This is a genomic window from Streptomyces sp. DH-12, assembly GCF_002899455.1.
GTDB lineage: Bacteria > Actinomycetota > Actinomycetes > Streptomycetales > Streptomycetaceae > Streptomyces.
On sequence record NZ_PPFB01000001.1, the window covers coordinates 5,345,033 to 5,371,441 of the forward strand.

Genomic DNA, 26,409 nt, shown 5'->3' on the forward strand with positions numbered 1-26,409 from the left:
TGCCGCAGGCCCCGGCGGGGGTGATGAGGGGGGTGACGCCGAGGCGCCGTCCGGCCGGCGTACGCCCCGCGCTGGTGCTGTCCGGTCGCGCGGGTCCGGCTTGCGCGGCGGGGGAGGCCGTCCGCCGGGCGGCATCGTGAGGAGGTGACCGCGCTCGGTCCGGGGAAGGAGACGGGTGTCCGACGAAATGCCGATGCGGGCCGCGCGCGGCGGTTGAGAGCATGACCCTCATGCTCGAAGCCCCCGACACCACCCGCGTCCCCGCCCGCTCCGCACCGCCCGTCTGGCTGGTGGTGGCGCTCGCCTGCGCCGGCCAGTTCCTCGTCGTGCTCGACATCTCCGTGGTCAACGTGGCGCTGCCCTCCCTGCGCACCGGCCTCGCGCTGGACGAGCAGGGCCTGCAGTGGGTGGTCAACGCGTACTCCATCGCCTTCGCGGGCTTCATGCTGCTCGGCGGCCGGGCCGGCGACCTCTGGGGACGCAAGCGCATGTTCCTCGTCGGGCTCGGACTGTTCACCCTGGCCTCGCTGGCCGGCGGGCTCGCCCAGGAGGGCTGGCAGCTGCTGGTGGCGCGGGCCGTGCAGGGGCTCGGGGCGGCCGTCCTGGCGCCCTCCACGCTCACCCTCGTCACCTCGGCGGTGGCGGAGGGCGCGGCCCGCGCCCGCGCCATCGCCACCTGGACCGCCGTCGGCGCGGGCGGCGGCGCGGCGGGCGGCTTCGTCGGCGGGGTGCTCGTCGAGGCGCTGTCCTGGCGCTGGGTGCTGTTGATCAACGTGCCCGTCGGAGCGGTCGTGCTGGCCGCCGCCGCCCGCTGGATCACCGAGAGCCGCGCCGGGGAGGGCCGCCGCCTCGACCTGCCCGGCGCGGTGCTCGTCACGGCCGGCCTCGCCACCCTGGCGTACGGGGTCTCCCAGACCGAGGCCGTCGGCTGGACGGCGGTGTCCACCGTGGTGCCGCTGTGCGCGGGGCTCGCCCTCGTCGCGCTGTTCGTGCTCGTCGAGGCCCGCGCCAGGTCCCCGCTGATGCCGCTCGGGCTGCTGAAGCTGCGGTCGGTGGCCTCCGCCAACGTCGCCATGTTCCTCAGCGGCTCCGCGATGTTCTGCATGTGGTTCTTCATGACCCTCTACGCGCAGAACGTCCTCGGCTACACCCCGCTGGAGGCCGGCCTCGCCCTGGTGCCCAGCTCCCTCGCCGTGATCATCGGCTCCAAGGTCGCCCCGCGTCTGATGCGGGCGACGGGGCCGCGCGCCGTGGCCGTGCTCGGCACGCTCGTCGCGCTGGCCGGCTTCGCCTGGCAGTCCACGATGACGGCGGACGGCGACTACCTCACCGCGATCATGTTGCCCGGCGTCCTGATGATGCTGGGCGCGGGCCTCGCCGGCACCCCGCTGGCCTCCCTCGCGACGTCCGGCGCGGCGCCCGAGGAGGCCGGGGTGGTCTCCGGCCTGGTCAACACCTCCCGCACGATGGGCGGTTCCCTCGGCCTCGCCGTCATGGCCACCATAGCGGCGGCCCGCACGGACGGCCGCGACACCCCGGAGGCCCTCACCGAGGGCTACGCCCTCGTCTTCACCACCGGGACCGCCGTCCTGGCGGTGGGCGCCGTCCTGATGTGGGCGTGGCTGCCGCGCACCCCGGCGAGGCAGACGGGCTGAACCGTCCCGAGGGCGGGGTCCGGCCCCGGCGTCACAGCCGGCCCCGCTCGCGGACCTCGTGCCAGGCCCCCGTGCGGTGACGCGTGCCCGTCCTGCCGATGGCCGCGGACAGGCGGTGGTGCGCGGACCGTGGACCCGGACGGGGGCGGGCGGGCGGCGGTCGCCCCGCCGCGGACGCTGCCCGCGGACTCCCGCAGCACGTCGCGTGCGCGGGCGGTGAGCGGACCGGGCCCGGCGCCGGGCGCCGCCGCGGCACGACGTCCCGGGCGCCGCACGGATGCGTGGTGAACGCCAGGCGGACGCAGAGGTTCCCCGGACACGGGAGCGGCCCCGGCCGTCGTCCGACGACCGGGGCCGCTCTTCCGTGCCGCCCGCGGGGGGCGAGGCCGCCGACCTGGTGTCAGGCGGCCGACTCCACGTGCTCGTTCTCCTGGGTCGGCTTGCGGTGCCGGCCGCGCGGGGACGTCTCGGTGTCCTGCGTGGAGACCGGCCCCCGGTGCCTGCCGTGACCCGCGGCGACCTGCTCGTGCTCGACGGACTGCGGCTCGTGCGTGATGACGTCGCTCATCGGAAGGAATTCACCCCGTAAACATGATCTTTCCTGCAGCCGGGCGAGTCTAACCGGCCCACCGCACCCCGGATCCAGGCGGCCGCGCCAACCGCCGCTAGTTCGTTACAAGCCGCCCGAGGGGTGCCTGCTGGAGCGGCACGGGACGGGGCACGTCGGCCGGCGAGTTGAGGTGACGGACGGTCATCTTCGTTGTACGGGTCGGAAGTTGACCAGTAAATGGCTCCTGGCGCGGAGGCGAAGGCTCCGCGCCCGCGGCGGCGCCCCGCGGCGGGTCGTCCTCCGGCCGTTGTCGCTCCCCCGGCATCGTCAGCGTGGCCACACCGCAGGGCGTCGCCCCGGTGGAACAGGGGAGCCGCAGCGTCCCGGACGCCGTCCACAGCCCCGTGCCGGTCAGCCATCCCGCCGGGGCGGGGACGTGGTGCACGCGCCGTTCGGCGGGGCGCCACAGCCCGATCCAGCCGCCGCCCGCCCCCTCGACGCGCAGCGCCACCGCGCAGCCCTCCGGGCTCAGCACCTGCCCCGGCTGCACGGCGAACGGAGTGACCGTGCGGTCCGCCAGCCGCAGACACCCGGGGAACCGCACGGGCAGGGTGCTGCCCAGCACCCCCCAGCCGAGCCGTTCCTCCCCCGGGGAGGGCGCGTCCGAGCGGATCAGCAGCAGCCCGCTGTCCGGGTCGGCGAGCAGGACCCGGTCGTCGCTGCCGGGAGTGATCTGCAGCAGCGGGGACACCTCGCCGCCGCGTCCGAGGTCGACCACGACCGACTTGGTGCGTCCGTCCGCCTCCCGGTCCAGGGCCAGCATCCGGCCCTCGCGGTCCAGCCACACCCCGCCCGAGCAGCGGCCGGGGATCTCCGCGACCCGCTCGGGCCCGGACGCGCCGCCCGCCACCCGCCACACCGCCGCCGAGTCCCGGCCGGCGGCGAGGGCGTACGCCCGGCGGCCGTCCGGGGCCGGTGGCAGCAGCCGCAGCCGGGTCTGCCCGTCCGGGCACGCGATCGTGCCGAGCGGCAGCTCGCCGGTGCCGGGTCCGGTCGGGTACAGCAGGGAGAAGGCGTGCCGCCCGTCCACCAGCCGGTGGATGAGGACGCGGCCGTCGCTCAGGGGCTGTACCTCGGTGCCGGGCTCCTCCGGCTGGTTGCCGGGCAACGGCACCGCGTACGGCTCGGGGCCGTCCAGGGTCCAGCGCTCCGGGAACAGGGAGTCGCCGGCGAGGGCCAGACGGGCGGCGTAACAGCCGTCCGCGGTGATGGTGCAGCCCGCCCGTCCCGCTCCGTTCTCGTGTGCCGCCGCAGGTTCGATGGCGCAGACCGTCATCTCTCGGTCACCTCCGGTGACGAACGGTAATTTCCGCGGACGGAGGCGGCGGAGCGGAGGGGCGCGCTTCACACGTACGGGTGCTCCAGGAACGATTCTGCCGAGGAGGCGCGAGCCGTGTGCTCCACCGGTGCTCGGCGGGTGCTCGGCGGGTGCCGCGCCGTGGCGCACCGCGGGTGGGGTGCGGGACCGCGCGGGGACCGGATCCGGTACTGCCGTGCGAAAGGGCCAGGTAGCCTTGGCGGCGTGCCCCGTCTGTCAGAAGTCATCGCCGCGCTGGAGAACCTGTGGCCCGCCGGGCGGGCCGAGTCCTGGGACGCGGTCGGCACCGTCGTGGGGGAGCCGGACCAGGAGGTCACGCGCGTCCTGTTCGCCGTCGACCCGGTCCAGGAGATCGTCGACGAGGCGGTGAAGCTCGGCGCCGACCTGCTGGTCACCCACCACCCGCTCTACCTGCGCGGCACGACCACCGTCGCGGCCTCCACCTTCAAGGGCCGCGTGGTGCACACGCTCATCAGGAACGACATCGCGCTGCACGTCGCCCACACCAACGCCGACACCGCCGACCCGGGAGTCTCCGACGCCCTCGCCGGCGCGCTCGGCCTCAGGGTCGTACGGCCCCTGGTACCGGACCCCTCCGACCCCGAGGGGCGGCGGGGGCTGGGCCGCGTCTGCGAGCTCGACCCGTCGCTCACCGTGCGCGAGTTCGCCGCCCGCGCCGCCGAACGGCTGCCCGCCACCGCGCAGGGCGTCCGCGTTGCGGGCGACCCGGACGCGCCGGTACGGACGGTCGCCGTCAGCGGCGGCTCCGGCGACAGCCTCTTCGACCACGTCCGGGCGGCCGGCGTGGACGCCTTCCTCACCGCGGACCTGCGCCACCACCCGGCGTCCGAGTTCATGGCGGACCAGGCCCACAGTCCTCTCGCGCTGCTCGACGCGGCGCACTGGGCCACCGAGTGGCCCTGGTGCGAGCTGGCCGCCGCCCAGCTCGACGAGATCTCCGACCGGCACGGCTGGAACCTCCGGGTCCACGTCTCGCGCACGGTCACCGACCCTTGGACCGCCCACGCGGCGTCGTCCGGCGCCCACCCGTCACCCACCGCCACCCTTCCGGGGGGCGCCGCGCGCGCCCCTCTGGATTCCGACACATCTGGAGCCCCCAACTGAACGCCGAGCCCGCCGACCAGATCCGACTCCTCGACGTCCAGGACCTCGACGTCCGCCTCCAGCAGCTCGCGTACAAGCGGAAGTCGCTCCCGGAGCACGCCGAGATCGAGTCGCTGAACCGGGACCTCGCCCAGCTGCGCGACCTGCTCGTCGCCGCGCAGACCGAGGAGAGCGACTGCGCGCGCGAGCAGACCAAGGCCGAGCAGGACGTCGACCAGGTGCGCCAGCGCGCCGCCCGGGACCAGAAGCGCCTCGACTCCGGAGCCGTCTCCTCGCCCAAGGACCTGGAGAACCTCCAGCGCGAGATCGTCTCCCTCGCCAAGCGTCAGGGCGACCTGGAGGACGTCGTCCTCGAGGTCATGGAGCGCCGCGAGTCCGCCCAGGAGCGGGTCGCCGAACTCACCGAGCGGGTCGGCTCCGTCCAGGGCAAGGTCGACGACGCGACCGCCCGCCGGGACGCGGCGCTGGAGCAGATCGACGGCGAGGCCGCCTCCGTGACGAAGGAGCGCGAGGTCGTCGCCGCGTCCGTGCCGACCGCTCTGCTCAGCCTGTACGACAAGCTGCGCGAGCAGCAGGGCGGCATCGGCGCGGCCAAGCTGTACGCGCGCACCTGCCAGGGATGCCGTCAGGAGCTGGCCATCACCGAGCTGAACGAGATCCGTGCCGCCGCCCCGGACACCGTGGTGCGCTGCGAGAACTGCCGCCGCATCCTGGTCCGCACGGCGGAGTCGGGACTGTAGGGGGAGCGGCGGGGCTCACAGGGGACCGAATCCGATGCGGGAGTTCGTCGTGGAGGCGGACGGCGGGTCGCGGGGCAACCCGGGACCGGCCGGTTACGGGGCCGTGGTCAGCGACGCGGCCACGGGGGAGACCCTGGCGGAGGCGGCCGAGTACATCGGCGTCGCCACGAACAACGTCGCCGAGTACCGGGGCCTGCTGGCCGGCCTGCGCGCCGCGCGTGAGCTGGACCCGGAGGCACGGGTCCACGTCCGGATGGACTCCAAGCTCGTCGTCGAGCAGATGACGGGCCGCTGGAAGATCAAGCACCCGGCGATGAAGCCGCTCGCGGCGGAGGCCGCGACGGTCTTCCCGCCGGACCGGGTCACCTACGAGTGGATCCCCCGCGCACGCAACACCCACGCGGACCGCCTGGCCAACGAGGCGATGGACGCGGGCGAGCGGGGCGAGGCATGGTCCCCCGCGGCCGGCCGCGCCGACCTGGACACGCCCCCGGCCGTACCGGCCCCCGAGGGCCCGCCCGGTGACGCGACGGCGGGGGCGGCACGGGTGCGCGCGGCGATGGCGTCGGGGGCGGAGAGCGCCGCGGAGCCGGGCGAGCCGGGGCCGAGGCGGCGTCCCACAGCGGCGAGCGGTGCCGGGGCCGGCGGTTCGGGCTCGGCGGGCGCGGCTCGGGGGCGCGGCGGCGAGGCCGCCTCTGCGGAACGCGGTGCCGCCGCCTCCGACGCGGCGGGAAGCGGCTCCGCGGCCGCCGACGCCGACCGTCGGGCCGCGCGGGCCGTTGCCACCCCGTCCTCCGGATGGGCGCCCGCCGACATGGGGGCGCCGGCGACTTTCGTGCTGCTGCGGCACGGGGAGACGCCGCTCACCCCGCAGAAGCGGTTCTCGGGCAGCGGGGGCAGTGATCCCTCCCTCTCGGACGTCGGGCGCGAGCAGGCCGGGAAGGTCGCGGCCGCGCTCGCCCGGCGCGGCACCGTGCAGGCGGTCGTGGCCTCGCCCCTCGCCCGTACCCGCGAGACCGCCCGGATCGTCGCCGCCCGGCTCGGTCTGGACGTGGCCGTGGAGGAAGGGCTGCGGGAGACCGACTTCGGCGCCTGGGAGGGCCTCACCTTCGGCGAGGTGCGCGAGCGGCACCCCGAGGACCTGAACGCCTGGCTGGCGTCCCCCGACGCCGAACCCACCGGCGGCGGCGAGAGCTTCGCGGCCACGGCCGCCCGCGTCGCGGAGGCCCGCGACAAGCTGCTCGCCGAGTACCGGGGCCGCACGGTCCTGCTGGTCACCCACGTGACCCCGATCAAGACCCTGGTCCGGCTCGCCCTGGGCGCCCCGCCCGAGGCGCTGTTCCGCATGGAACTGTCCGCCGCCTCGCTGTCCGCCGTGGCGTACTACGCCGACGGCAACGCCAGCGTCCGCCTGTTCAACGACACGTCCCACCTGCGGTAGGCGGGAGACCGCGGGGACTACAGGGCCGCCGCCTCCCGCGCCAGCCGCTCCACCCGGTCCCAGTCACGGGCGGCCACCGCGTCCTCCGGCAGCATCCAACTCCCGCCGACACAGCCCACGTTGGGGAGGGCCAGGTACTCCGGGGCGGTGTCCGGGCCGATCCCCCCGGTGGGGCAGAAGCGCGCCTGCGGCAGCGGTCCCGCCAGGGACTTCAGATACGCCGGGCCGCCCGCCGCCCGCGCCGGGAAGAACTTCATCTCCCGCACCCCGCGCTCCAGCAGCGCCATCACCTCCGACGCCGTGGACACCCCCGGCAGGAACGGCACCCCCGACGCCCGCAGGGCCGTCAGCAGCGTGTCCGTGCACCCCGGACTGACCAGGAACCGCGCCCCGGCCGCCACCGCGCCCCTCGCCTGCTCCGGCGTGAGCACCGTCCCGGCCCCGACCACGGCCCCCGGCACCTCGGCGGCGACCGCCCGGATCGCGTCCGGCGCGGCCGGGGTCCGCAGCGTCACCTCGATCGCGGGGAGTCCGCCCGCCACCAGCGCCCGCGCCAGCGGCACGGCGTCGGCGGCGTCCTCGACCACGACCACGGGGACCACGGGAGCGAGACCGAGCACCGAAGAGACGGGAGCGGGCGTGCCGGACGACGGCAGGGGAGCGTTCATGGCGCTCATCCTGCCGTCGGCACGCACCCTGCGCAAAGACCGTTGCGCAGGGTGCAACCGAAGTCCATCGAGGGCGCTCAGTGCACCTCGTCCACCAGGACGTCCAGCTTCCACGCCGTACCCGCCCGGGCGGGCGCCGCGGCCTCCACCACGTATCCGAGGTCCCGCAGCGCCTCCACCAGCTCCGCCGGGCCCTGCGGCGCGGCCCCGGCCGTCAGCAGACTCCGGACGATCCGGCCCTTGGTCGCCTTGTTGAAGTGGCTGACCACCTTGCGGGTCGGCGCGTGCAGCACGCGGACCGTCGCCGTCCGCCCGGCCACCTCGCCCTTCGGCTTCCACGCCGTGGCGTACGCGGTCGAGCGCAGGTCGAGGACCAGCCCCGACCCCGCCGCCTCCGGCAGCGCCTGAGCCATCGGCGCCCGCCAGTACGCGCCCAGCGCGCCCAGGCCGGGCAGCTTGACCCCCATCGAGCAGCGGTAGGAGGGGATCCGGTCGGTCACGCGGACCGCGCCCCACAGTCCGGAGAACACCAGCAGCGACTGCGCCGCCCGCCGCTTCGCCGCCGCGTCGAGGGAGGCCAGGTCCAGGGCGTCGTACAGCACCCCGGTGTAGATCTCCCCGGCCGGACGGGCGCCGGCGGTGCGCAGCTCGCGGTTCTTCGCGACCTCGCCCCGCAGGCCCTCGCTCAGCCCGAGCACGTCGCGTGCCTTGTCCTCGTCGCCGGAGCAGAGGTCGACCAGCTCGGCGAGGACCTCCTCCCGCGCGGCGTTCAGTCCCGGCAGCGACAGGGACTCCGTCCGCAGCGGGGCACCGCGGCCGGAAGCGGCCTTGCCTTCGGACGGCGGCAGCAGGACAAGCACACGTACTCCTTCGGTCGAGCTCGCCTGTCAGGGTACGGCGTGGTCCGCGGGCCCCGGCGCGGCGGCGGTGAGCGCCCGCACCAGGCCGTCGGCGTCGTCGGCGTGGAAGCGGAGCACGCGCACGTCCCGGGCGCGTCCGAAGAACGACCGGTGCGCAACCGGCTCCGCGAGCTCCACCGTCACGGTCGTCTGCGAGCCGACGGCGAGGTTCAGCTCCCCGTCCGCCTCCGCGTGCGTCATCCGCAGCTCGCGCCGCACGGACGCGATCCGCTCGCGCGGTATCCGCAGGTCGACGTGGACGGCCCGGCGGACCCGCAGCCCGTCGGGGCCGACGACGTGCGGCCGTACGGCGGAGGCGGCGTACAGGGCGATCACGACGACGACGGTGTAGACGTCCAGGAAGAGCACCACCGCGTGCAGCGTCGGCCGGTCGGCCAGCAGCACGGACATCGCGACCGTCTCCACCACGCACACGAACGCGATCCCGAACATCATCGCCTTCTCACCGCGCGCGTACCCGAACGCCGTGCCTTCGCGTACGCCGTGCGTCCGCCGCGCCAGCCACAGCGCGAGGCTCGCCATCAGCCGCGCCTCGTGCCGCGCCAGCGCCCACCCCACCCGCACCGCCGCCCTCATCGCCCCACCCCTCTCTCCCGTACGGGAACCTTTCGTGCCGTTCGCCGGTTCACGCCCGCCCCTCCGCCACGATCCGCAGCGCCCTGCGGAAGGCCTCCGCCTGGGCGGGGGCGAAGTCCGCGTAGAGGGCGGCCAGGAAGCTGTTGCCCTCGTCGAGGACGGCGTCCTCGGGCAGCAGCTCGGCGGGCACGCACTCCGCGAGCGCGCGGGCGGCGTCGTCGACCCGCGGATCGTCGGGGCCGGCACCGGCGAGCTCGTCGAGCAGCCGGTACACCGTCATGGCCCGCTCCGTCCCGCCCGGCGCCCCGACCACCCCGCTCATCAGCCCCATCAGCCGCTTCCGTTCCTCCGGCGGTGCGGAGGTCTCGATCAGCGCGAGGATCTCGCGGTCCTTCGCGGCCATGGGGGAGCCGGTCAGATGGGCGGTGTCCCGGAACAGCGCGGCCAGTTCCGGCGAGACCGGGCCCTCGGCGGCCGTACCGCCCTCCGACTCCCGCAGCGCCCGCAGCCGCGCCCGCCGCTCCCGGATCGCCTCCTCCTGCCGCGCCAGGTCCTCGTCCAGCTCCGCCAGCACCTCGGCGAGATCCTTGCCCGCGTCGTCCGCGAGGACGTCCCGCACCTCGGCGAGCCCGAGCCCCAGCTCGGTCAGCCGCCGGATCCGCGCCAGCACGACGGCGTGCCGCAGGGTGTAGTCCCGGTACCCGTTCCCGAGCCGCTCCGGCTCCGGCAACAGCCCGAGATGGTGATAATGCCGCACGGCCCGCGTGGTCACCCCGACCGCCGCGGCCAGCTCTCCGATCCGCATGCCCCCAGTAGAAACGTTGACGTCGCGGCAGGGTCAAGCGAACGCTGTGGCGTCCGACGGGGGCCGTGATCCTGTGCCACGATCGAGGGAACGGTTCCCGATTCCACGGTCAGGTGATCACCCGATGGTCCAGTCCGGCGAGCGACCGAAGGAGGGGCGCGACGTGACGGCAATGGCCCACGAACCGATCTCGCAGGCGGACGTCCTGCTGGAGGGGTTCCTCGCCCTGGACACCCCGGAGGGCTTCCGGGCGGAGTTGATCGAGGGGGAGATCGTCGTGACGCCGCCGCCGGACGGGGACCACGAGGACTACATCAATCTGATCATGAAGCAGGTGATCAGACGATCCCGTACCGACATGGACTTCTCCGGGAACAAAGGGCTGAAGCTGAAGAGCGGCGGCGCCTGCCCGAAGAACCACGTCATCCCGGACGGCACCTTCGCGCCCACGGAGCTGCGCCTCTACCGCGGCGCCGACCCGTGGATGCCCTGCGACGGCGTGGCGATGGTCGTGGAGGTGACCTCCACCAAACCGCAGGCGGACCGCGAAGCCAAGCGCCGGTGCTACGCACGGGGCGGCATTCCCCTGTACCTCCTCGTGGACCGCGAGACCTCTTCGATCACCCTCTTCGGCGACCCGGAGGGCGACGAGTACCGGGAGCACCGCACCCGGCCCCTGGGCAAGCCCCTCACCCTCCCCGAGCCCTTCGCCTTCGACCTGGACACCGCCGACTTCCTCTGATCCCCTGAAGGCCGGGGGTGCGACATCGTGGGGAACGTGCGGGAACAGGCCAGCTGGACCAGGGCGCGGCTGGGGCGGGGCGGACCCGCGCTGGATCTGCTCACCGCCCGGTTCGCCCGGCACGAGTACGCCCCGCACGCGCACGACGAGTACACGGTCGGGGTCACCGTCGGCGGGCTCGAGACGATCGCCTACCGCGGCGGGCGCATCGTGTCCGGCCCCGGCTCGATCGTCGTCCTGGAACCCGGCGAGATGCACACCGGAGGCCCCGCCGCCCCCGAGGGCTACGCGTACCGCGCCCTCTACGCGGCCCCCGCCCTGCTCGGCGACGGCATCGTGTCCGGCACCGGCCTCCCGTACTTCCCCGAACCCGTCCTGCACGACCGGGAGCTGGCCGCCGCCCTGCGCCGCACGCACACCGACCTCAGCGCCCGCCCCGACCCGCTGGAGGCCGAGTCGCGCCTGCCGTGGCTGCTCGCCGCGCTCGCCCGCCGCCACTCCGCCTCCCGCGCCGCCGACGGCGCCGTCCCCGGCGCCCGGTCCGTCGCCCTCACCGTCCGCGACCGCCTCGCCGACGAACTCCTCGCCCCGCCCTCCCTGGGAGACCTCGCCGCCGACCTCGGCCTCTCCCGCTACCAGCTGCTCCGGGCGTTCCGCACGACGATGGGCGTGCCGCCGTACGCGTGGCTCGCCCAGTACCGGGTGACCCGGGCCCGCGCCCTCCTGGACGCGGGGGTACGGCCCGCGGAGGCGGCCGCCCTCGTCGGCTTCGCCGACCAGGCGCACCTCACCCGGTGGTTCCGCCGCGTGCTCGGGGTGACCCCGGCGGCGTACCGCAACAGCGTTCAAGACCCCGGACGCTGACCCGGCGGACACTCCCCGCATGACGGCACGCGGCTGGTTCCTGTTCTCCCTGATGGGAGTGGTCTGGGGCATTCCCTACCTGATGATCAAGGTGGCGGTGGAGGAGGTGTCCCCGTCCGGAGTGGTGTCCGCCCGCTGCGCCGTGGGCGCGCTGCTGCTGCTCCCCTTCGCCCTGCGCCGGACCGGCCTCGTCCGGAACGTGCGGATGCACTGGAAGCCGATGCTGGCGTTCGCGGTCATCGAGATCGTCGGCCCCTGGTACACCCTGACCGACGCCGAACGCCACCTCTCCAGCTCCACGGCCGGCCTGCTGATCGCGGGCGTCCCGGTCGTCGGCGTCCTGCTGTCCCGCGCCTACGGCCGGGCGGAGCCCCTGGGCCCCCGACGGATCACGGGCCTGGCCCTCGGCCTCGGCGGCGTGGCCGTCCTCACCGTCCCCCACCTGACCGGCGGCGACGCCCTCTCCCTCGCGGAGGTCCTGGTCACGGTGGTCGGCTACGCGACGGCTCCGCTGATCGCGGACCGCCACCTCAAGGACGTCCCCACGCTGCACCTGATCACGCCCTGCCTGGCCCTGGCAGCCCTGGTCTACGCCCCCGCGGCGATCGCCTCGCGTCCCGAGGCCCTCCCCGCCCCGGAGACCCTGGCCGCGCTGGCCGCCCTCGGCGTCGTCTGCACGGCGGTGGCGTTCGTCGCCTTCCTGGAACTGATCAAGGAGGCGGGTCCGATCCGCGCGTCCGTGATCACGTACGTCAATCCGGCGATCGCGGTGGCGGCCGGCGCGCTGTTCCTGGACGAGGCCCTCACCGCGACGGTGGTGGCCGCCTTCGTCCTGATCCTCACCGGATCGGTGCTGGCCAACGCGCGGGAGCGGAAGCCGGCCGGGCGGCGGGTACCATGGTCGGCACGGCAGACGAGCCGGGCGGACGGCCGCGTGGAGTCCCCCTAGGGGGCTTCCCGAGGAACGTCCGGGCTCCACAGGGCAGGGTGGTGGCCAACAGCCACCCGGGGTGACCCGCGGGACAGTGCCACAGAGAACAGACCGCCCGGCGCTTCGGCGCCGGGTAAGGGTGAAACGGTGGTGTAAGAGACCACCAGCGCCTGAGGTGACTCAGGCGGCTAGGTAAACCCCACCCGGAGCAAGGTCAAAAGGAAGCACCCCGGTGCTTCTGCGCGGACGACCGAGGGCTGCCCGCCCGAGTCCGCGGGTGGACCGCACGAGGCCGGTGGCGACACCGGTCCTAGATGGATGGCCGTCGCCCGGCGCTCCGCGAGGAGCACCGGGAACAGAACCCGGCGTACAGCCCGACTCGTCTGCCGCCCTCTCCGTCGTCCGTCGTCCGTGCGGCATGTCCGAGGCCGTCTCCGGGTGTCCGGCCGGCACGCGGGGGCGGCCGAGGCTCGTGGCCGGTCAGGAAGCGGAGCCGGGCGTCGTGGTTCCGGGGGACTCACGTCCGTCCGAACCCGGTGCGTCGACGCCCAGCGACACCAGCCGCAGGTCGGCTTCGGGCCTCGCCACGGAAACATGGTGTCCGGGCCGTCCGGGCGCGATCCATTCCGTCAGCCCTTCGAGGTAGGCCCGCACCGTCACGCCTTCTGCCGCGGCCGCCGCCGCCAAGCGGTCGTACGTGGCGGTCGAGACGCGAAGGTCCCTCTCAGGCATCGGTCGGCCGCCTCCCCCCGGCCAGCAGGTCGAGCAGTTCCTCCGCCCACGACGGGTCGTAGTGGTCGAGGCGGGGCAGGCCCCCCTTGCCGGGATCGCCCGTCCATTGGACGGGGGCGCCGGGGTTGTGGACCGCGTACCCGCCGGGCGCGAACAGGTGGGGGCTGCCCTGGATGCCGGGCCCCTGGGCGACGCGGAACTGCTCGTAGATCTCCGCGCGGCCGGCACCGCGCTCGAGAGCGCGGGCCAGGGCCTGTTCGTCGACGTGCTCACACCCCGCGGCGACGTCGAGGATTTCGGAGGGAATGCTGACGCACCGGCTCTCGACGTAGAACGCGTGCCGCAGTCCGGCGTCCAGCTCGTCGCTGCCGCGCAGGCCACCGACGGACGGGCCCTTCGCGGCCTGGACGGCTTCCATCGCGGGCAGCATCGTCGAGGGGTAGTCGTACTCCCGCCCGGCCCACGGACGCCAGCCGAGGTCGGGACGGTGCGCGGAGATCACCACGATCTCGGGCTCCACGATGAACTTGGGCGTGGGCTGGTGATTGAACAACTCCAGCGGGAAGGCCCGGTGGTCGATCAGGAGGTCCTGCTCCCGTGCTCGGGCGGCGGTGCGCAGCGTGTGCAGGGCGAGGGTGGCCCAGGGGCACCCCAGATCCGACCAGACGGTGACGGGCCGTGGTTCAGGGGCAGCACTCATGGTGTCCTCCTTGGTAGCGGGACCACACCGGGGTCCTCGCGGTGTGTGCCGCGTCGTGGAATCCCATGGTGACGCGCGTGCGGTGCCCGGCGCCCGATGCCGGCGCTACTTCGTCAAGTCGCCCGTCACCGGGCTCCGCGGAGACGCCCGCCGGTCAGGACGGTGGTCCGGGCACCTTCCGAACCGTGCGCTCCGGACAGAAATCCGCGGAGGAGAAGGAGGCGGTGGTGGCCCGGCCACCGCCGTCCGTCACAAGTCCTGTGCTCGGTGTACCTGGGACGGGAACCCCGCCTGCCGCACATTGGACGGGCAGCCCTTCGGATCGTCTTCGTCTACCCCTGATGGAGAGTCCGTTCATGAGTGTGGTCGCGCTGAGCCCTGACCAAGCACAGACTCCGACCAGGCACGAACCGTCATACGCACCTCCGTGCAACGTGTCGCTGCCGGAGATGTGCTCACTGCTGTTCGCCTCCCTGCCCCGCAGCGACCAACGTCGTAAGGGCATGGACTACATACGCGGTTTGCTGGAGGTGAGGGGACGCAAGTCGATACGCAATATCGCCGCGCTCGTCGGGGGACAGGCGACGGAGCAGAGTCTGCACCACTTCATCAGCGACTCGAGCTGGGAATGGGGTCCGGTGCGCCGGGCACTGGCCTGGTACACGGTGAGTGTGGTCCCACCCCAGGCGTGGGTGGTGCGGCCCATGGTCATCCCCAAGGCCGGGCGGCACTCCGTCGGAGTGGAGCGGCGCTTCTTCCCCGAGCACGGGCAGATGCTCAACGCCCAGCAGGCCGTGGGCGTATGGGCGGTCGGTGAGGAGGCGAGCGTGCCGGTCAACTGGCGGCTGCAGCTCTCCCCGGCCTGGCTGGCCGAGGACCGTCGGCGCCGCGCGTCCATACCGGACGACGCGTCGGCGGAGACCCTCGGTGAGTGCTCGCTCCGGGCCTATCTGGAGACGGCGGCCTGGCGACTGCCGTCCCGCCCCCTGGTGATGGACGCCCGCGGCGGTGACATCGCCTCGGCGGTGTCGCACCTCCTCGACCGGGGCACGCAGATGATGCTCAGGGTGAACGACTCCCTGCGGCTGTCGGTGAGGGACCCCGCGCTGAAGGGCTTCGACACCACCCCCAGACCGGTGCACCAGATCATGAGCGCGAGCCGGGGCCTGCAGCGGCCGGTGGTGTGGCCGGGCGACGGCGCGGGGACGGTCAAGTGCTCCGGGCTCGTCACTGCCGTACGGGTGGCGCTGCCCGCCCCTGCGGGCCGGCGGGCCGGCCGCGGGTACGGTGACCTGCTTCTGCTGGGGCTGGGGAACAACGACCGGCGCCGGCCCCGGGAGGTGTGGCTGACCGACCTGACGTCGGTTCCGCCCGCGTTCCTGATGCGGTTACGGGGGATGATCTCCCGGGTCGACCAGGACCTCGCCCACGGAGCCGACCAGGTGGGGATCCGCGACTTCGCCGGACGCTCCTACCGCGGCTGGCACCGCCACGTCACCCTCGCGTCCGCCGCGCACGTCCTGGCGGCCCTGGGCGACACCGACGACGCCGAACTGGGTTATGCGTCCTGACCCCCGGCCGGCTCGTCGTGTTCCCGCAGCACGCGCCGTATCCGGGACATGCGGAGCGCAAGCTGGATCTCCAGGGCGCGTTCGGGCCTCTGCCAGTCCGAGCCGATCAGCTCACCGATGCGCTCCAGCCGGCGGGCCACGGTGTTGGGGTGCACGTGGAGTTGCTCGGCCGCGTACGTGGGACTGCCGCCGGTGTCGAAGTAGGCGTCCAGGGTGCGGATCAGTTCCGTCAGCCGCTGCGCGTCGTAGTCGAGCACGGCTCCTATCGTGCTCTGGATGAACCTGTCGGCGTCCATGTGGTCCGACAGCAGCAGCCCCAGGAACCCCAGCTGGTGAGTCGAGGCGGAGGTTCCCGTGGCGCCCAGGGCGGTCATCGCGTCGAGGCAGCGTGCCGCTTCCCGGTACCCGTGGAGGACCGCACCGGGGTCCGACACGGGTCCGGAACCGCTGACCGTCGGCGGACCGCCGGGCAGGGACGACAGCTCGTCGTGCACCGTCCGGGCGGCGGCGCCCGGGTCGGTGCCCGGCAGCAGCAGCACGATGTCGCTTTCGTGCGTCGTCTGGAGCCCGTTCAGACGGCGTGCGCAGGTCGATGCCCGGCTCACCGCGTGTGCCTGCGCGCCCCCTTCGACACGGGCGATCACGACGACGTGCGGCTGATCGAGTCCGATGCCCAGCCGGCGGGCGCGCCGCTGCAGCAGATCCCGGGGGCGGGGCACACTGATCAGCAGGTCTTCGAGCAGTTCGTCCCGGAACTGCCCGTCCACAGGGCCCCGGCCCTCCTGCAGGGACAGCAGCACCGCGACGACGCGCGCCGCGTACCGCAGCAGTTCCGCGGTGCCGGCGGTCGGGGCCGGACCGGCCTGGACGTACAGGACGCCCAGGGGGTGACCGCCGGCGAGGACCGGCACGGACCAGATGCCGTCCTGCAGGAGGACGGGGGCGGGATCCAGCAGGACACCGGCGGCCTTCCTGGCGCGGGCGAACGCCTCGCCGCGTTCGGACAGGTCGCCGGCCGCGGCGATCGTCGTACCGTGCGGGCCGCACAACAGCACCGGAGCCCTCAGTCTGACGTGGCACTCCTCCACCAGCAGCTGCGGGGCACAGCCGTCGAGCGCCAGGGCGAGCAACGCCCCCTGGGCCTCGGTGAGCCCGCGTGCGTCGGCCAGGTCCGCCTCGGCGCGCGACAGCCGGTCCCGCAGGGCCGACATCTCCGCGAGCGTCTCGTCCAGGTACACGGCCCGTGACAGCGCCACACCGCCGATCTCGGCGAGCATGTTCGCCAGCGCTATCTCGTCCGCGGAGAAGTGGCGCACGCTGCGGTCCGCCACGTGCAGCGATCCGGCGAAGGCGGTGCCGCGGCTCAACGGCACGGCGAGCACGGCGTGCAGTCCCTCGGCGCCGATCCACTGATCGAGCTCGGCGGCGTGCCGGAAACTCTCGTCCGTCAGGTAGTCGGAGGTCCACAGCGGCGCGCGGTGTGCCAGTACTGCGGCCGCGAGCCCGGCTCCCTCCGGTAACCGCAGCCGCGTGTTGAGCATCGTGACGTGACCGTCGAGCGAGTGCAGCCGGAGCGCCCCGTCGTCGGCGGCGGGCAGGGTGACCCACGAGACGTCGGCGCCGAGCAGCAGCCGCGCCCGGCGGGTGATGATCTTGAGGGTGTCCTCGACCGTGTGCGGGCTCGCCAGGTCGGAGGCGGTGTCGACGAGCGCGGCGAGGGCGGCGCTCCACTGCTGACGACGTTCGAGCCGGGCCTGGATGCCCAGAGCCAGCCGTTTGATCCGTTCCACCGTGCGCAGGTCGGCGCCGGTCACGCCCTGTCTTCGCGCCTCCTCGACCACGGCTTCGAACCGGTTCGCCGACCCCTCACCGGCCAGGAGGTCCAGCAGGGCCAGCACAGCCGCCACCGCTTCGTCCTTCGTCCCCGACACGAGGTCCTCCGGTGTCTCGATTCCCAATCGCTGGCAGTGACGGTGCACGAGGCCGAGTCGCACGGGCCGCAGCTCCACCGGTGCAACGGGGGGAACACCCGCGTGCATTGCGCGAACCGCGCCCGCGAACCGAGAGCCACGCCTCTCCCCCCACGTGGTGGCCTGAGGACTTGCGGACCGCCACGATGGCGGCCGAGCAGGCTCACGGCTCGCTGTTCCCCACGAACCCCCCATGAAAGTATGCCAGTTGACGTATGCAGTGAGATTCCGGGAAACGGGTGTGTGCCGTCACACCTGCGTGGTGTGACGGCACGCCCGGATCGAGACCGCCGGCGGTCAGAGCGACAGGAGCGAGACGATGGCAGGGCCGAAGGCGGCGCCGAGGAGATAGGCGAGGTTGAACAGGCCGATGGCCGGGGGGCGTTGGGCGTCGGGGACAGCCGAGGTGGCGTGCACTGCGAACGCTCCCTGGCCCGAGGCCGCCGCGATCGACGTCAGGGCCTGGGCGGCCAGCAGGACCGCGGCGGAGGTGCCGACGGCCGCCAGCACCGCTCCCGCGAGGGCGAGACCCACCAGCGCGGTGATCACGACCCGGCGTCCCGCCCGTGCCGCCGAGACCGCCACCACGAACCAGGACAGGGCGCCGCCCAGCAGCAGCGGCCACACCATGGCGACGCCGATCTCGCTGGTGGACCACGACGTGTGGTCCTCCAGCCGCTCCGGAACCGCGTACATCATGCCGAAGTTGACCACCGCCAGGCACAGCGCGAGTCCCGCCGAGACCAGGAAGCCCGGGTTGCGGACGAGGACGGCGGGGACGAAACCCCGCGGCCGTGCGCGCATCTGGGCCGCCAGCAGCCCCGCGGCGAGGACGGAGCAGACCCCGGCGGCCAGGGGCTGGTGCGGCACGAACACCAGCGCGGTGACCAGCGCGGTCAGCAGCACCGCGCCCAGCGGGTCGAACGGCTCCCGGGTGACCGGGGCGCCGTGCGCGCACCGGGCCACGGCGAACGGCACGGCCACGGCGCTCAGCACGGGCAGCGCGAGGGCGGCCTGCCAGGACAGCAGGTCGTTGACGAGGGAACCGGCCAGCGGGGCCGTCGAACCCACCACGGCGAGCGAGGCGGTGACCAGTCCCATGGCGCGGGGCGAGCCGGCCAGGCTCATGGCCGTCGCCGTGAGGCCGGCCGTGCCGAGGCCCATCAGGGCGGTTCCCAGGGCGAGCACCGGCAGCACGGGGACGCCGGCCACCAGGCCCGCCCCCAGCAGGACGAGCAGACCGCACGCGGTGAGGGCGGTGCGAGCCCCCCGGCGGTCCAGCAGCCCGGCCAGCAGCGGCGTTCCGACGGCTATGCCCCAGCCGAACGCGGTCACCGTCCAGGTGGCGGCGCCGGTCGAGACGCCGAGGTCCCGCGCGGCGTCGTCCAGGACCAGGGCGGGGCCCGCGATACCGAAGGACAGCGGGCCGGCCATGAGGGCCAGCCAGAGGGCCGCGGGTCCGTGGAACGGGCCGCGGGTGTCGGTTGCGTGAGGTTTCCTGCCCGGCGCGGCGGGACCCTGGGCGCCGGACTCGGCGAGTGAGTTGCTCATCGGTGCTCCCTGAGCGGTCGGTCGTCGCTGGACCACCCTGGCCCGGTCCGGCGTGCAGCCCTTCGGGGGAGAAGGCGCCGGCCGGGCCAGGGAGCCGGGGATCGGGGCAGGAGGGGAGCGGGGTGGGGCGGGCGTCGGCCGGGAGCCCCGCTGCCGCCTGCCCGGGGGATCAGCCGTCCAGCGTCGGGTAGTCGGTGTAGCCCCGGTAGTCGCCTCCGTAGAAGGTCTCCGGGTCGGGCGTGTTGTAGGGGCCGCCGGCCTTGATCCGCGCGGGCAGGTCGGGGTTGGCGAGCCACAGCGAGCCGATGCTCACCGCGTCGCACAGGCCCTCCGCCAGGACCGCCTCGGCGGCCTCCGGCGTCACCGCGGCCTCCTCGCCCGTGGCGTGCGGGTTGAGGATCAGGACGCCCGGCCACTCGCGCCGGATCAGCTTCGTGATGTCGCGGCCGCCGAACTCCATCAGGTGGACGTAGGCCAGGCTGAGCGGCGCCAGGGCGCGGATCAGGGCCTCGTACAGCGTGGCGGAGTCGCTCTCCTCGATGCCGTTGGTGGTGTTGGCGGGGGAGAGGCGGATGCCGACCCGCTCGGGGCCGATCGCGTCGCTGACCGCCTGGGCGACCTCGACGGCGAAGCGGATGCGGTTGTCGACGCTGCCGCCGTAGGCGTCGGTGCGCAGGTTGGTGTTGTCGGCGAGGAACTGGTGGATCAGGTAGCCGTTGGCTCCGTGCAGCTCCACACCGTCGAACCCGGCGTCCATCGCGTACTTGGCGGCGGAGACGTGGTCCTCCACCGCCCGGGCGATGTCCTCCAGGTCCATGGCCTTGGGCGTGGGGTGGTCCAGCATGCCCTCCGGCGTGTACATCCGGCCGCCCGAGGCCACCGCGGAGGGGGCCAGCGGCAGCGCGCCGTCGGGGTAGAGGCTCGGGTGCCCGATACGGCCGGAGTGCATGATCTGCACGAAGATCCGGCCCTGCCGCTCGTGCACCGCGTCGGTCACCCGACGCCATGCCTCCACCTGCTCGGGCGTGTGCACGCCCGGTGTGTCGATGTATCCCTGCCCGATCACGCAGGGCTGCGTGCCCTCGGTGATGATGAGGCCCGCTCCGGCGCGCTGTCCGTAGTAGTCGGCCGCCAGCGGGGTCTGTACGCCGCCCTTGGCCCGGCTGCGCGTCATCGGCGCCATGACGAGCCGGTTGGGCAGCGTCAGCTTGCCCAGGGGCAGCGGTTCGAAGAAGTGGCTCACGATCTCCTCCATCGGGGAACCGGCTTGTTCACACCGTAGGAAGGGGGGAGGTCAGGCCGAATCAGTAAGATTTCTGAAACCGGATACGTACGTCGGCACGGCTTGCCTACCGGTGGGCCGCATCACGGGGAGTGGGGGCACCTACGTGCTGTACGGCAGGTCCACCGAGATCGCGGCGCTCGAAGAACTGACCGCCCGGGCCCGTGAGGGACGCAGCGGCGCCCTGGTCCTGCGCGGTGAGGCGGGCATCGGGAAGACGGCCCTGCTCGACCGGGCGGCGCAGACGGCGTCGGCGTCGGGCATGCGGGTCCTGCGGGTCACCGGGGTCGAGCCGGAGGCGGACCTGGCCTTCGGCGGGCTGGTGCAGCTGCTGTGGCCGGTGCAGGACCGGCTGGACGGGTTGCCCGAACCCCAGGCGGACGCCCTGCGGGCGGTCCTCGGGGCGGGCCGCACCCGCACGCGGGACAGGTTCCTGACCGGGCTGGCCGTGCTCACGCTCCTGGCGGACCTGGCCGAGCAGGGGCCGCTGCTGTGCCTGGTGGACGACGCCCAGTGGCTGGACCAGGCCACCTCCGACGCGCTCCTCTTCGCCGCCCGCCGGCTCGCCGCCGAGCAGGTGGCCATGGTGTTCGCCACCCGGGACGAGGGGTTCGCCGCCCCCGGGCTCGCCGAACTGCGCCCCTCCCGGCTGGACACCGGCGACGCGGTGAGTCTCCTCGCCGACCTGGGGCTGCCCCCCGCTTTCCGGGACCAGGTCATCGCCGAGTCCGCCGGGAACCCACTGGCGCTCATCGAGTTCGGCGCCGCCCGCCGCGACGACCCTGGCAGCTTCACGCCCGTGACCGTCGCCGACCGGGTGTTGTCGTCGTACCGCGCCCAGATCGCCGCGCTCCCCGAGAAGACGCGGCTGGCGCTGCTGTTCGCCGCGGCCGAGGGGCGGGGCGACCTGCCGCTGCAGATGAAGGCGGCCCGCACGCTCGGTGTGGATCTGGAGGCCCTGGAGGACGCGGAGCGGGCGGGGCTGATCCAGGTGACCGAGAGCACCGTCGTGTTCCGCCACCCGCTGATCGGGACCGCCGCCTACCAGGGAGCCGTACTGGCCCGGCGGATCGCCGTCCACCAGGCGCTGGCCGACGCCGCGGAGGACCCCGACTGCCGGGCCCGCCACCTGCCGCTGGCCACGACCTCACCCGACGACGAGGTCGCCTCCGAACTGGTCGCCGCCGCCGAGCGGGCCGCCGACCGCAGCGCCTACGCCGCCGCCTCGCTCCTGCACCAGCAGGCCGCCCGGCTCACCCCCGACCGCCGCGCCCAGATCCGCCGGCTCACCGACGCCGCGGCCTGCGCACTCAACGCCGGGCACGCCGGCCAGGCCCGGGACCTGGCCGAGCAGGCCGAGCGGTCGGCCCCGGAACCGGAGGACCTGGCCCGGCTCGCCCCCGTACGGGCCGCCGTGATGTTCGAGTCGGGGGACCAGCGCGAGGCCGCCCGCCTGCTGCTGCGGACGCACGCGGCCGATCCCGGCCTCGGCCCCGCCATGCTCCGCACCGGTGCCACGTACGGCTGGTTCGCCGGCGACGCGGACTCCGTGCGGGAGGCCGCCGAGCGGCTGGCGTCCCTCGGGGAGGCCGACCCGATGGTGGAGGGCATGGCCCACCTCGTCGACGACGACTACGCCCGCGGACTGCCCCTGCTGGAGCGCGCCGTCGCCGCCGGCCAGGACGGCTCGGACGCGGCGCGCACGCGCGCCCTGCACAGCGCGATCCTGCTCGGCGACGACGCCACGGCCATGGAACTGGCCGCGGCCGAGGTGGCCCGCTGCCGCGCGCAGGGCCTCATCGGGGCCCTGCCCCAGGCCCTGCACCTGCTGGCGGAACGCCAGGTGCTGGCCGGGGCCCACCGGGACGCCGAGGCGTCGGTGGCCGAGGCCGTGGAGATCGCCCGCGACACCGGGCTGCGTGAGCGCGTCGCCTGGCTGGGCGGCGTTCCCGCCCGGATCGCGGCGATCGAGGGCGACGACCAGCGCTGCCGTGACCTCGTGCGGGACGTCCCCGACGCCGGCCGGGTGGCCGGCGAGAGCGCCCTGAGCCTGCTGGAACTGGCGCGCGGTGACCACGAGGCGGCCCTCGGCCGCCTGGAGACCGCCGTCGGCCCGGGGCCGCAGCGCCACATGGCGATGGCCATGGCCACCGTCGCCGATCAGGTGGAGGCCGCGGTGCGGCTCGGGCGGTCCGAGCGGGCCGAGCGGCCGATGCGCGCCTTCGAGGCCTGGGCGCGGGCCGGCCGGCAGCCGTGGGCGCTGGCGGTGGCCCACCGGTGCCGGGCGCTGGTCGACGGGCGCGAGGAGGACTACCGGGAGGCGGTCCGGCTGCACGGACAGGGCCGGCGGCCCTTCGAGCGGGCCCGCACCGCGCTGCTGTACGGGGAGTGGCTGCGCAGGGCCCGGCGCCGCAGCGAGGCCCGTGACACGCTCCGGTCCGCCCTGGAGGACTTCGAACGGCTGCGCGCCGTGCCCTGGGCGGAGCGCGCGCGTGCGGAGCTGCGGGCGGCGGGTGACGCGACGACGAGCGCCAAGGCCACCGCGGAGAACGTCCTCGACCGGCTGACCCCGCAGGAGCTGCAGGTGGTCCGGCTGGCGGCCGGCGGCAACAGCAGCCGGGAGATCGCCGCGCAGCTGTTCCTCAGCCGCAGGACCGTCGAGCACCATCTGTACAAGGCCTATCCCAAGCTGGGCGTCGGCTCCCGGCGGGAACTGGCCCGTCTCAACCTGGTCTGACCGGGGTGGATCTGACAGAGATGGTTCCGATCTGACAGATCCGCGACGGCGTCCGGGCCGCTCGCGGACGAGGCCGGGGCCTCTTTGCCAGAATCCCTGACCATGATGCGTGCTGCCTACATTGAACAGCTCGGATCTCCGGACGTCATCCGTTACGGTGATCAGCCCACGCCGGAACCGGGGCCGACCGACGTCCTGGTGGACGTCACGGCCGTCTCGGTCAACCACGTCGACACCTTCGTGCGCTCGGGCGCCTGGCGCACCCCGCTCACGTTCCCCTTCGTCATAGGCCGGGACCTCACCGGCACCGTCGCCGCGGTCGGCACCGGAGTCCACCGGTTCCGGCCCGGCGACCGGGTGTGGTGCAACAGCCTCGGCCACGACGGCCGTCAGGGGGCCGCCGCCGAGCGGGTGGTGGTGCCCGTCGACCGGCTGTACCGCCTGCCGGAGGGCGCCGATCCGTACGAGACCGTCGCGTTGGCCCACCCGGCCGCGACCGCCTACCTCGGCCTGTTCACCCACGGGCGGCTCCGCTCCGGCGAGACCGCCGTCGTGGTCGGCGCGGGCGGGAACGTCGGGAGCGCCCTGGTGGTGATGGCCGCCGCGGCGGGCGCCCGGGTCGTGGCCGTCGCCTCCGCGCGGGACGCCGGGTACTGCCGCGGACTCGGCGCCGACCACGTCATCGACTACCGGGACCCCGACGTGCCCGGGCGCATCCGCGCCGCCGCCCCGGCGGGCGCCGACCTCTACCTCGACGCCTCCGGCACCAACGACCTGGAGACCGCGGTGGACCTGCTCGCCGGGCGGGGGCGGATCGTGCTGCTCGCCGGACTGCGCTCCCGGCCCGTGCTGCCGGTGGGACCGCTGTACCTGAGGGATCGTTCGATCCACGGCTTCGCCATCTCGCACGCCACCGCCGGGGAGCTCGCCGAGGCCGCCAGTGCCGTCAACCGGCTGGTCGCCGACGGCCGTCTCCGGCCCCGGGCGATCGAGCGGCTGCACCTGAGCGACGCCGCCGAGGCCCACCGCCGGCTGGAGGAGGGCAAAGTGCACGGAAAACTCGTGCTGAGCGTCGCCGACAGGGCCTGATCCGGGCGGGGCGCACGGCGCCGGTGAAATGCGGGAATTCAGACCTGACAAATGAGAAAGCCGCTCTTTGACCGGCGCCGGGCGGCCTCGACAGAATTCTGCACATGACTCAGTCAATCATCGACACCTCGCCGCTCTTCGAGCTCAAGGCCGACATTCACATTTCCGCGACCCCGCTCGAGGTCTACTCCGTCGTCAGCGATCTGCCGCGCAGTGCCGAATGGAGCCCCGAATGCCGGGGCGGCACGTGGGTCTCCGGCGAACCGTCCACCGTCGGCGCCGTCTTCCGCGGCGAGAACCTCCGCAGCGAGGACGTCGTCGCCTGGGCGCCCCTGGTGCGCGGCGTCTGGCACACCGAGTGCCGCATCACCGCCGCCGAGCCCGGCCGCACCTTCCGGTGGATGATGCTCACCCACGCCCGCGAGGACCAGGAGAGCATCTGGGGCTTCGACATGGCGCCCGCCGAGGACGGCTGCGTGCTCACCCACCACTTCCGCATGGGCCGGGCCACCGCCGGCATCCACAAGATCGTCGCCGGCCTCGACGAGGACGACCGCAAGCGCTTCGTGGCCGACTGGACCGCCAAGCTCGAGCAGGACCTCGACGCCACGCTGAAGCGCATCAAGGACGTCATCGAAAAGCGGTGACAATTCCCGCTGATCCGTACGGGAGCCTGAATTCAAACGGCCCGCCGCACGGCTGAGGAACAGTCACGGCGGATGAGAGGGTGGGCAGATGTTTCTCCAGCGCATCGGAAACAAGGGAATTCGACTGGGCACGCTCTTCGAGCGGGCCGCGGCCCGACACCCGGTGAATCCCGTTATTCTCGACCATGATCTCGACGTCGCTCCGGAGCGCGGACGCCGCATGACGCTCACGGAGGTCGCCGACCTCGTCGACGACCTGGCCTCCCGGCTGTGGGCGGCCGGCGTCCGGCCCGGGGAGCGCGTGGTCGTCCACAAGACCAACGGGTTCGACATCACGCTCCTGGCCTGCTCCACGGCCAGGATCGGCGCCGTCCCGGTCCTGCTGTCCCCGAAGCTCGACGGCACCACCGTGTGCGAGCTGGTGCGCCGCGTGGACCGGCCCTACCTGGTGACCGACCAGGACAAGCTGGACCACCACCTGCCCGCCGAGATCTTCGGTCTGGCCCGGCAGGTGCTCCTGGCCTCCGGCAGCCACGACGAGGCCGTCACGCTCGCCTCGCTGGCCGGCTCGGCCCGGGTCGCGCCGGTGACCATGCCCCCGGACCACCCGACGCTGGTCACCCACACCTCCGGCACCACCGGAACGCCCAAGCTGGCGGTGCACACCGGTCGCACCTTCCAGGCCCGTTACCGCCCTCAGGGCGCCGTGGCCTCCCTGGTGGGCCGCAGCGAACCGGTGGCCATCCACGTGTCGTTCGTGCACTCGCGGATGTTCACCGCCATGCCCATCACGATCCTCCAGGGACACCCCATGATCATCCTCCGGGACGACGACCCGGAGGCCGTGGCCGAGGTGTTCCGCCAGGCCCCGCCGGGCCTGATAGAGGCGCACCCCAACACGTTCCTGCGCTGGGAGGTGCTGGTCGACGACCCGCGCCGGCCGCTGGCGAACGTGAAGTACTTCAGCAGCACCTTCGACGCCATCCACCCGCGCACCGTGCACCTGATGCTCAAGGCGTCACGGCGCGAGTCGCCGCAGTTCGTGCAGATGTACGGGCAGAGCGAGGTCGGCCCGATCGCCGGGCGCACCTACTCCAAGAAGCGCGGCGCGGACGCCGACGGCCGCTGCGTGGGTTCCCCGTTCCCCGGCATGACGGGCGTCCGGGTGGTCAGCCGGGACGGCAGGCGGCCCACCAAGTCCAACCCCGGCTACATCGAGGTGCGTTCCGACGGGCGGATCGTCACCTACCTCGGTGAGCACGAGCGCTGGGAGAAGCAGGCCGACGGCGAGTGGTGGCGCATGGGCGACCTCGGCTACCGCACCAAGTGGGGCTGCCTGCACCTGCTCGACCGGGAGGTCGACGAGATCGAGGGCATCGACAGCACCCTGGAGATCGAGGACACCCTCTTCGCCCGGATACCGGAGCTCGTCGAGGTCATCATCGTCCCGGACGAGGACGGCAGGCCCCTGCCCGTGGTGTGCACGCGCGACGACGAACCGCTCGACCTGGCGGCCTGGAAGTCCGCGGTGGCCGGTCTGCCCGCGATGGCGGAGCCCGTGCAGTGGAAGCTCGACGACCTGCCGCAGACCGCCACCACCAAGATCAAGAGGCTGGAGCTGGCCCGGCTGCTGAAGGCGGAGCGGACGAACGCGTAGGTCCCGGATCCCGCACCGCCGCCTCTTCGGGGCGCGGGCCCACCCCCCACGGGCCCGCGCCCCCGTCACCCCCCGCAC

At 73.9% G+C, this 26,409-nt stretch carries 21 protein-coding genes, 1 other RNA gene and 1 pseudogene; 13 read left to right on the forward strand and 10 right to left on the reverse strand.

Features of this window, described 5'->3' with window-relative positions; all coding sequences use genetic code 11:
• The first annotated feature begins 221 nt into the window (after positions 1 to 221).
• On the forward strand, positions 222 to 1,655 hold the full coding sequence (locus C1708_RS22985; protein WP_106414446.1) for an MFS transporter: 1,434 nt from the start codon (positions 222 to 224) through the stop codon (positions 1,653 to 1,655).
• Positions 1,656 to 2,055: 400 nt separating this feature from the next.
• Here C1708_RS22985 and C1708_RS34465 read toward each other — a convergent pair whose 3' ends face one another.
• Together C1708_RS34465 and C1708_RS22990 are read right to left on the reverse strand one after the other, a co-directional pair.
• Positions 2,056 to 2,223 (reverse strand): hypothetical protein, encoded by a 168-nt coding sequence (locus tag C1708_RS34465; protein ID WP_198602571.1) that lies wholly within the window; start codon positions 2,221 to 2,223, stop codon positions 2,056 to 2,058.
• A 97-nt stretch (positions 2,224 to 2,320) separates the two neighbouring features.
• Complete coding sequence (locus tag C1708_RS22990) at positions 2,321 to 3,541, reverse strand: hypothetical protein (RefSeq protein ID WP_106414447.1); 1,221 nt, start codon at positions 3,539 to 3,541, stop codon at positions 2,321 to 2,323.
• 246 nt (positions 3,542 to 3,787) lie between these two features.
• Here C1708_RS22990 and C1708_RS22995 point away from each other — a divergent pair, with 246 nt between their 5' ends.
• From C1708_RS22995 to C1708_RS23005, 3 genes are read left to right on the forward strand one after another with little or no spacing between them, the layout of a single operon-like run.
• Positions 3,788 to 4,708: a Nif3-like dinuclear metal center hexameric protein gene (locus tag C1708_RS22995; protein ID WP_106414448.1), complete on the forward strand. Its 921-nt coding sequence runs from the start codon at positions 3,788 to 3,790 to the stop codon at positions 4,706 to 4,708.
• Positions 4,705 to 5,448, forward strand: a complete 744-nt coding sequence (locus C1708_RS23000; protein WP_106416444.1) for a zinc ribbon domain-containing protein — start codon at positions 4,705 to 4,707, stop codon at positions 5,446 to 5,448. Before C1708_RS22995 ends, C1708_RS23000 begins: the two co-directional genes overlap by 4 nt.
• Before the next feature lie 34 nt (positions 5,449 to 5,482).
• Positions 5,483 to 6,889: a bifunctional RNase H/acid phosphatase gene (locus C1708_RS23005; protein ID WP_106414449.1), complete on the forward strand. Its 1,407-nt coding sequence runs from the start codon at positions 5,483 to 5,485 to the stop codon at positions 6,887 to 6,889.
• 17 nt (positions 6,890 to 6,906) lie between these two features.
• Here C1708_RS23005 and eda read toward each other — a convergent pair whose 3' ends face one another.
• The 4 genes from eda to C1708_RS23025 form a co-directional block, all read right to left on the reverse strand.
• A complete protein-coding gene (gene eda, locus C1708_RS23010; RefSeq protein ID WP_106414450.1) occupies positions 6,907 to 7,557 on the reverse strand; it encodes a bifunctional 4-hydroxy-2-oxoglutarate aldolase/2-dehydro-3-deoxy-phosphogluconate aldolase in 651 nt (216 codons plus the stop codon).
• Positions 7,558 to 7,634: 77 nt separating this feature from the next.
• On the reverse strand, positions 7,635 to 8,417 hold the full coding sequence (gene yaaA / locus C1708_RS23015) for a peroxide stress protein YaaA (RefSeq protein WP_106414451.1): 783 nt from the start codon (positions 8,415 to 8,417) through the stop codon (positions 7,635 to 7,637).
• A 27-nt stretch (positions 8,418 to 8,444) separates the two neighbouring features.
• Positions 8,445 to 9,053, reverse strand: a complete 609-nt coding sequence (locus C1708_RS23020; protein WP_106414452.1) for a hypothetical protein — start codon at positions 9,051 to 9,053, stop codon at positions 8,445 to 8,447.
• Positions 9,054 to 9,102: 49 nt separating this feature from the next.
• Entirely contained in the window at positions 9,103 to 9,858 is a 756-nt protein-coding gene (locus tag C1708_RS23025; protein WP_106414453.1) for a MerR family transcriptional regulator, read from the reverse strand.
• 172 nt (positions 9,859 to 10,030) lie between these two features.
• Here C1708_RS23025 and C1708_RS23030 point away from each other — a divergent pair, with 172 nt between their 5' ends.
• From C1708_RS23030 to rnpB, 4 genes and pseudogenes are all read left to right on the forward strand, one after another.
• Positions 10,031 to 10,600 (forward strand): Uma2 family endonuclease, encoded by a 570-nt coding sequence (locus C1708_RS23030; RefSeq protein WP_106414454.1) that lies wholly within the window; start codon positions 10,031 to 10,033, stop codon positions 10,598 to 10,600.
• A 27-nt stretch (positions 10,601 to 10,627) separates the two neighbouring features.
• Complete coding sequence (locus C1708_RS23035; protein WP_106414455.1) at positions 10,628 to 11,464, forward strand: AraC family transcriptional regulator; 837 nt, start codon at positions 10,628 to 10,630, stop codon at positions 11,462 to 11,464.
• An 82-nt stretch (positions 11,465 to 11,546) separates the two neighbouring features.
• Positions 11,547 to 12,266, forward strand: a pseudogene (locus tag C1708_RS35950) (DMT family transporter); the annotation flags it as partial.
• 112 nt (positions 12,267 to 12,378) lie between these two features.
• Positions 12,379 to 12,781: RNase P RNA component class A (gene rnpB / locus C1708_RS23050), an RNA gene on the forward strand.
• Positions 12,782 to 13,119: 338 nt separating this feature from the next.
• On the opposite strand, the gene C1708_RS23055 is transcribed toward rnpB, so the two are convergent.
• On the reverse strand, positions 13,120 to 13,827 hold the full coding sequence (locus C1708_RS23055; RefSeq protein WP_106414457.1) for a DsbA family oxidoreductase: 708 nt from the start codon (positions 13,825 to 13,827) through the stop codon (positions 13,120 to 13,122).
• Positions 13,828 to 14,183: 356 nt separating this feature from the next.
• Between C1708_RS23055 and C1708_RS23060 the strand changes: the two genes are divergently transcribed.
• Positions 14,184 to 15,398: an IS701 family transposase gene (locus tag C1708_RS23060; protein WP_437078106.1), complete on the forward strand. Its 1,215-nt coding sequence runs from the start codon at positions 14,184 to 14,186 to the stop codon at positions 15,396 to 15,398.
• Here the strand turns inward: C1708_RS23060 and C1708_RS23065 are convergent.
• From C1708_RS23065 to C1708_RS23075, 3 genes are all read right to left on the reverse strand, one after another.
• Positions 15,386 to 17,305, reverse strand: a complete 1,920-nt coding sequence (locus C1708_RS23065; protein ID WP_198602572.1) for a helix-turn-helix domain-containing protein — start codon at positions 17,303 to 17,305, stop codon at positions 15,386 to 15,388. The two genes, C1708_RS23060 and C1708_RS23065, sit on opposite strands and share 13 nt — an antisense overlap.
• A gap of 360 nt (positions 17,306 to 17,665) precedes the next feature.
• Positions 17,666 to 18,919, reverse strand: coding sequence for an MFS transporter (locus C1708_RS23070; protein ID WP_106414459.1), 1,254 nt, complete (start codon positions 18,917 to 18,919; stop codon positions 17,666 to 17,668).
• A 169-nt stretch (positions 18,920 to 19,088) separates the two neighbouring features.
• On the reverse strand, positions 19,089 to 20,174 hold the full coding sequence (locus C1708_RS23075) for an alkene reductase (RefSeq protein ID WP_106414460.1): 1,086 nt from the start codon (positions 20,172 to 20,174) through the stop codon (positions 19,089 to 19,091).
• A 133-nt stretch (positions 20,175 to 20,307) separates the two neighbouring features.
• Here C1708_RS23075 and C1708_RS23080 point away from each other — a divergent pair, with 133 nt between their 5' ends.
• From C1708_RS23080 to C1708_RS23095, 4 genes are all read left to right on the forward strand, one after another.
• Positions 20,308 to 22,938 carry an ATP-binding protein gene (locus C1708_RS23080; protein ID WP_106414461.1) on the forward strand — a complete coding sequence of 877 codons (2,631 nt, stop codon included), beginning with the start codon at positions 20,308 to 20,310 and terminating at the stop codon, positions 22,936 to 22,938.
• 105 nt (positions 22,939 to 23,043) lie between these two features.
• Positions 23,044 to 24,027: an NADPH:quinone reductase gene (locus C1708_RS23085; protein ID WP_106416446.1), complete on the forward strand. Its 984-nt coding sequence runs from the start codon at positions 23,044 to 23,046 to the stop codon at positions 24,025 to 24,027.
• 104 nt (positions 24,028 to 24,131) lie between these two features.
• On the forward strand, positions 24,132 to 24,674 hold the full coding sequence (locus tag C1708_RS23090) for an SRPBCC family protein (RefSeq protein WP_106414462.1): 543 nt from the start codon (positions 24,132 to 24,134) through the stop codon (positions 24,672 to 24,674).
• An 88-nt stretch (positions 24,675 to 24,762) separates the two neighbouring features.
• Entirely contained in the window at positions 24,763 to 26,331 is a 1,569-nt protein-coding gene (locus C1708_RS23095; protein ID WP_106414463.1) for a class I adenylate-forming enzyme family protein, read from the forward strand.
• Positions 26,332 to 26,409 lie beyond the last annotated feature (78 nt).

Coding starts and splice junctions, on each gene's coding strand:
- C1708_RS22985 (WP_106414446.1), top strand. CDS start 222: ATGACCCTCATGCTCGAAGCCCCCGACACCACCCGCGTCCCCGCCCGC.
- C1708_RS34465 (WP_198602571.1), bottom strand. CDS start 2,223: ATGAGCGACGTCATCACGCACGAGCCGCAGTCCGTCGAGCACGAGCAG.
- C1708_RS22990 (WP_106414447.1), bottom strand. CDS start 3,541: ATGACGGTCTGCGCCATCGAACCTGCGGCGGCACACGAGAACGGAGCG.
- C1708_RS23005 (WP_106414449.1), top strand. CDS start 5,483: ATGCGGGAGTTCGTCGTGGAGGCGGACGGCGGGTCGCGGGGCAACCCG.
- eda (WP_106414450.1), bottom strand. CDS start 7,557: ATGAACGCTCCCCTGCCGTCGTCCGGCACGCCCGCTCCCGTCTCTTCG.
- C1708_RS23020 (WP_106414452.1), bottom strand. CDS start 9,053: ATGAGGGCGGCGGTGCGGGTGGGGTGGGCGCTGGCGCGGCACGAGGCG.
- C1708_RS23025 (WP_106414453.1), bottom strand. CDS start 9,858: ATGCGGATCGGAGAGCTGGCCGCGGCGGTCGGGGTGACCACGCGGGCC.
- C1708_RS23030 (WP_106414454.1), top strand. CDS start 10,031: ATGGCCCACGAACCGATCTCGCAGGCGGACGTCCTGCTGGAGGGGTTC.
- C1708_RS23055 (WP_106414457.1), bottom strand. CDS start 13,827: ATGAGTGCTGCCCCTGAACCACGGCCCGTCACCGTCTGGTCGGATCTG.
- C1708_RS23060 (WP_437078106.1), top strand. CDS start 14,184: ATGAGTGTGGTCGCGCTGAGCCCTGACCAAGCACAGACTCCGACCAGG.
- C1708_RS23070 (WP_106414459.1), bottom strand. CDS start 18,919: ATGAGCAACTCACTCGCCGAGTCCGGCGCCCAGGGTCCCGCCGCGCCG.
- C1708_RS23075 (WP_106414460.1), bottom strand. CDS start 20,174: ATGGAGGAGATCGTGAGCCACTTCTTCGAACCGCTGCCCCTGGGCAAG.
- C1708_RS23085 (WP_106416446.1), top strand. CDS start 23,044: ATGCGTGCTGCCTACATTGAACAGCTCGGATCTCCGGACGTCATCCGT.
- C1708_RS23090 (WP_106414462.1), top strand. CDS start 24,132: ATGACTCAGTCAATCATCGACACCTCGCCGCTCTTCGAGCTCAAGGCC.
- C1708_RS23095 (WP_106414463.1), top strand. CDS start 24,763: ATGTTTCTCCAGCGCATCGGAAACAAGGGAATTCGACTGGGCACGCTC.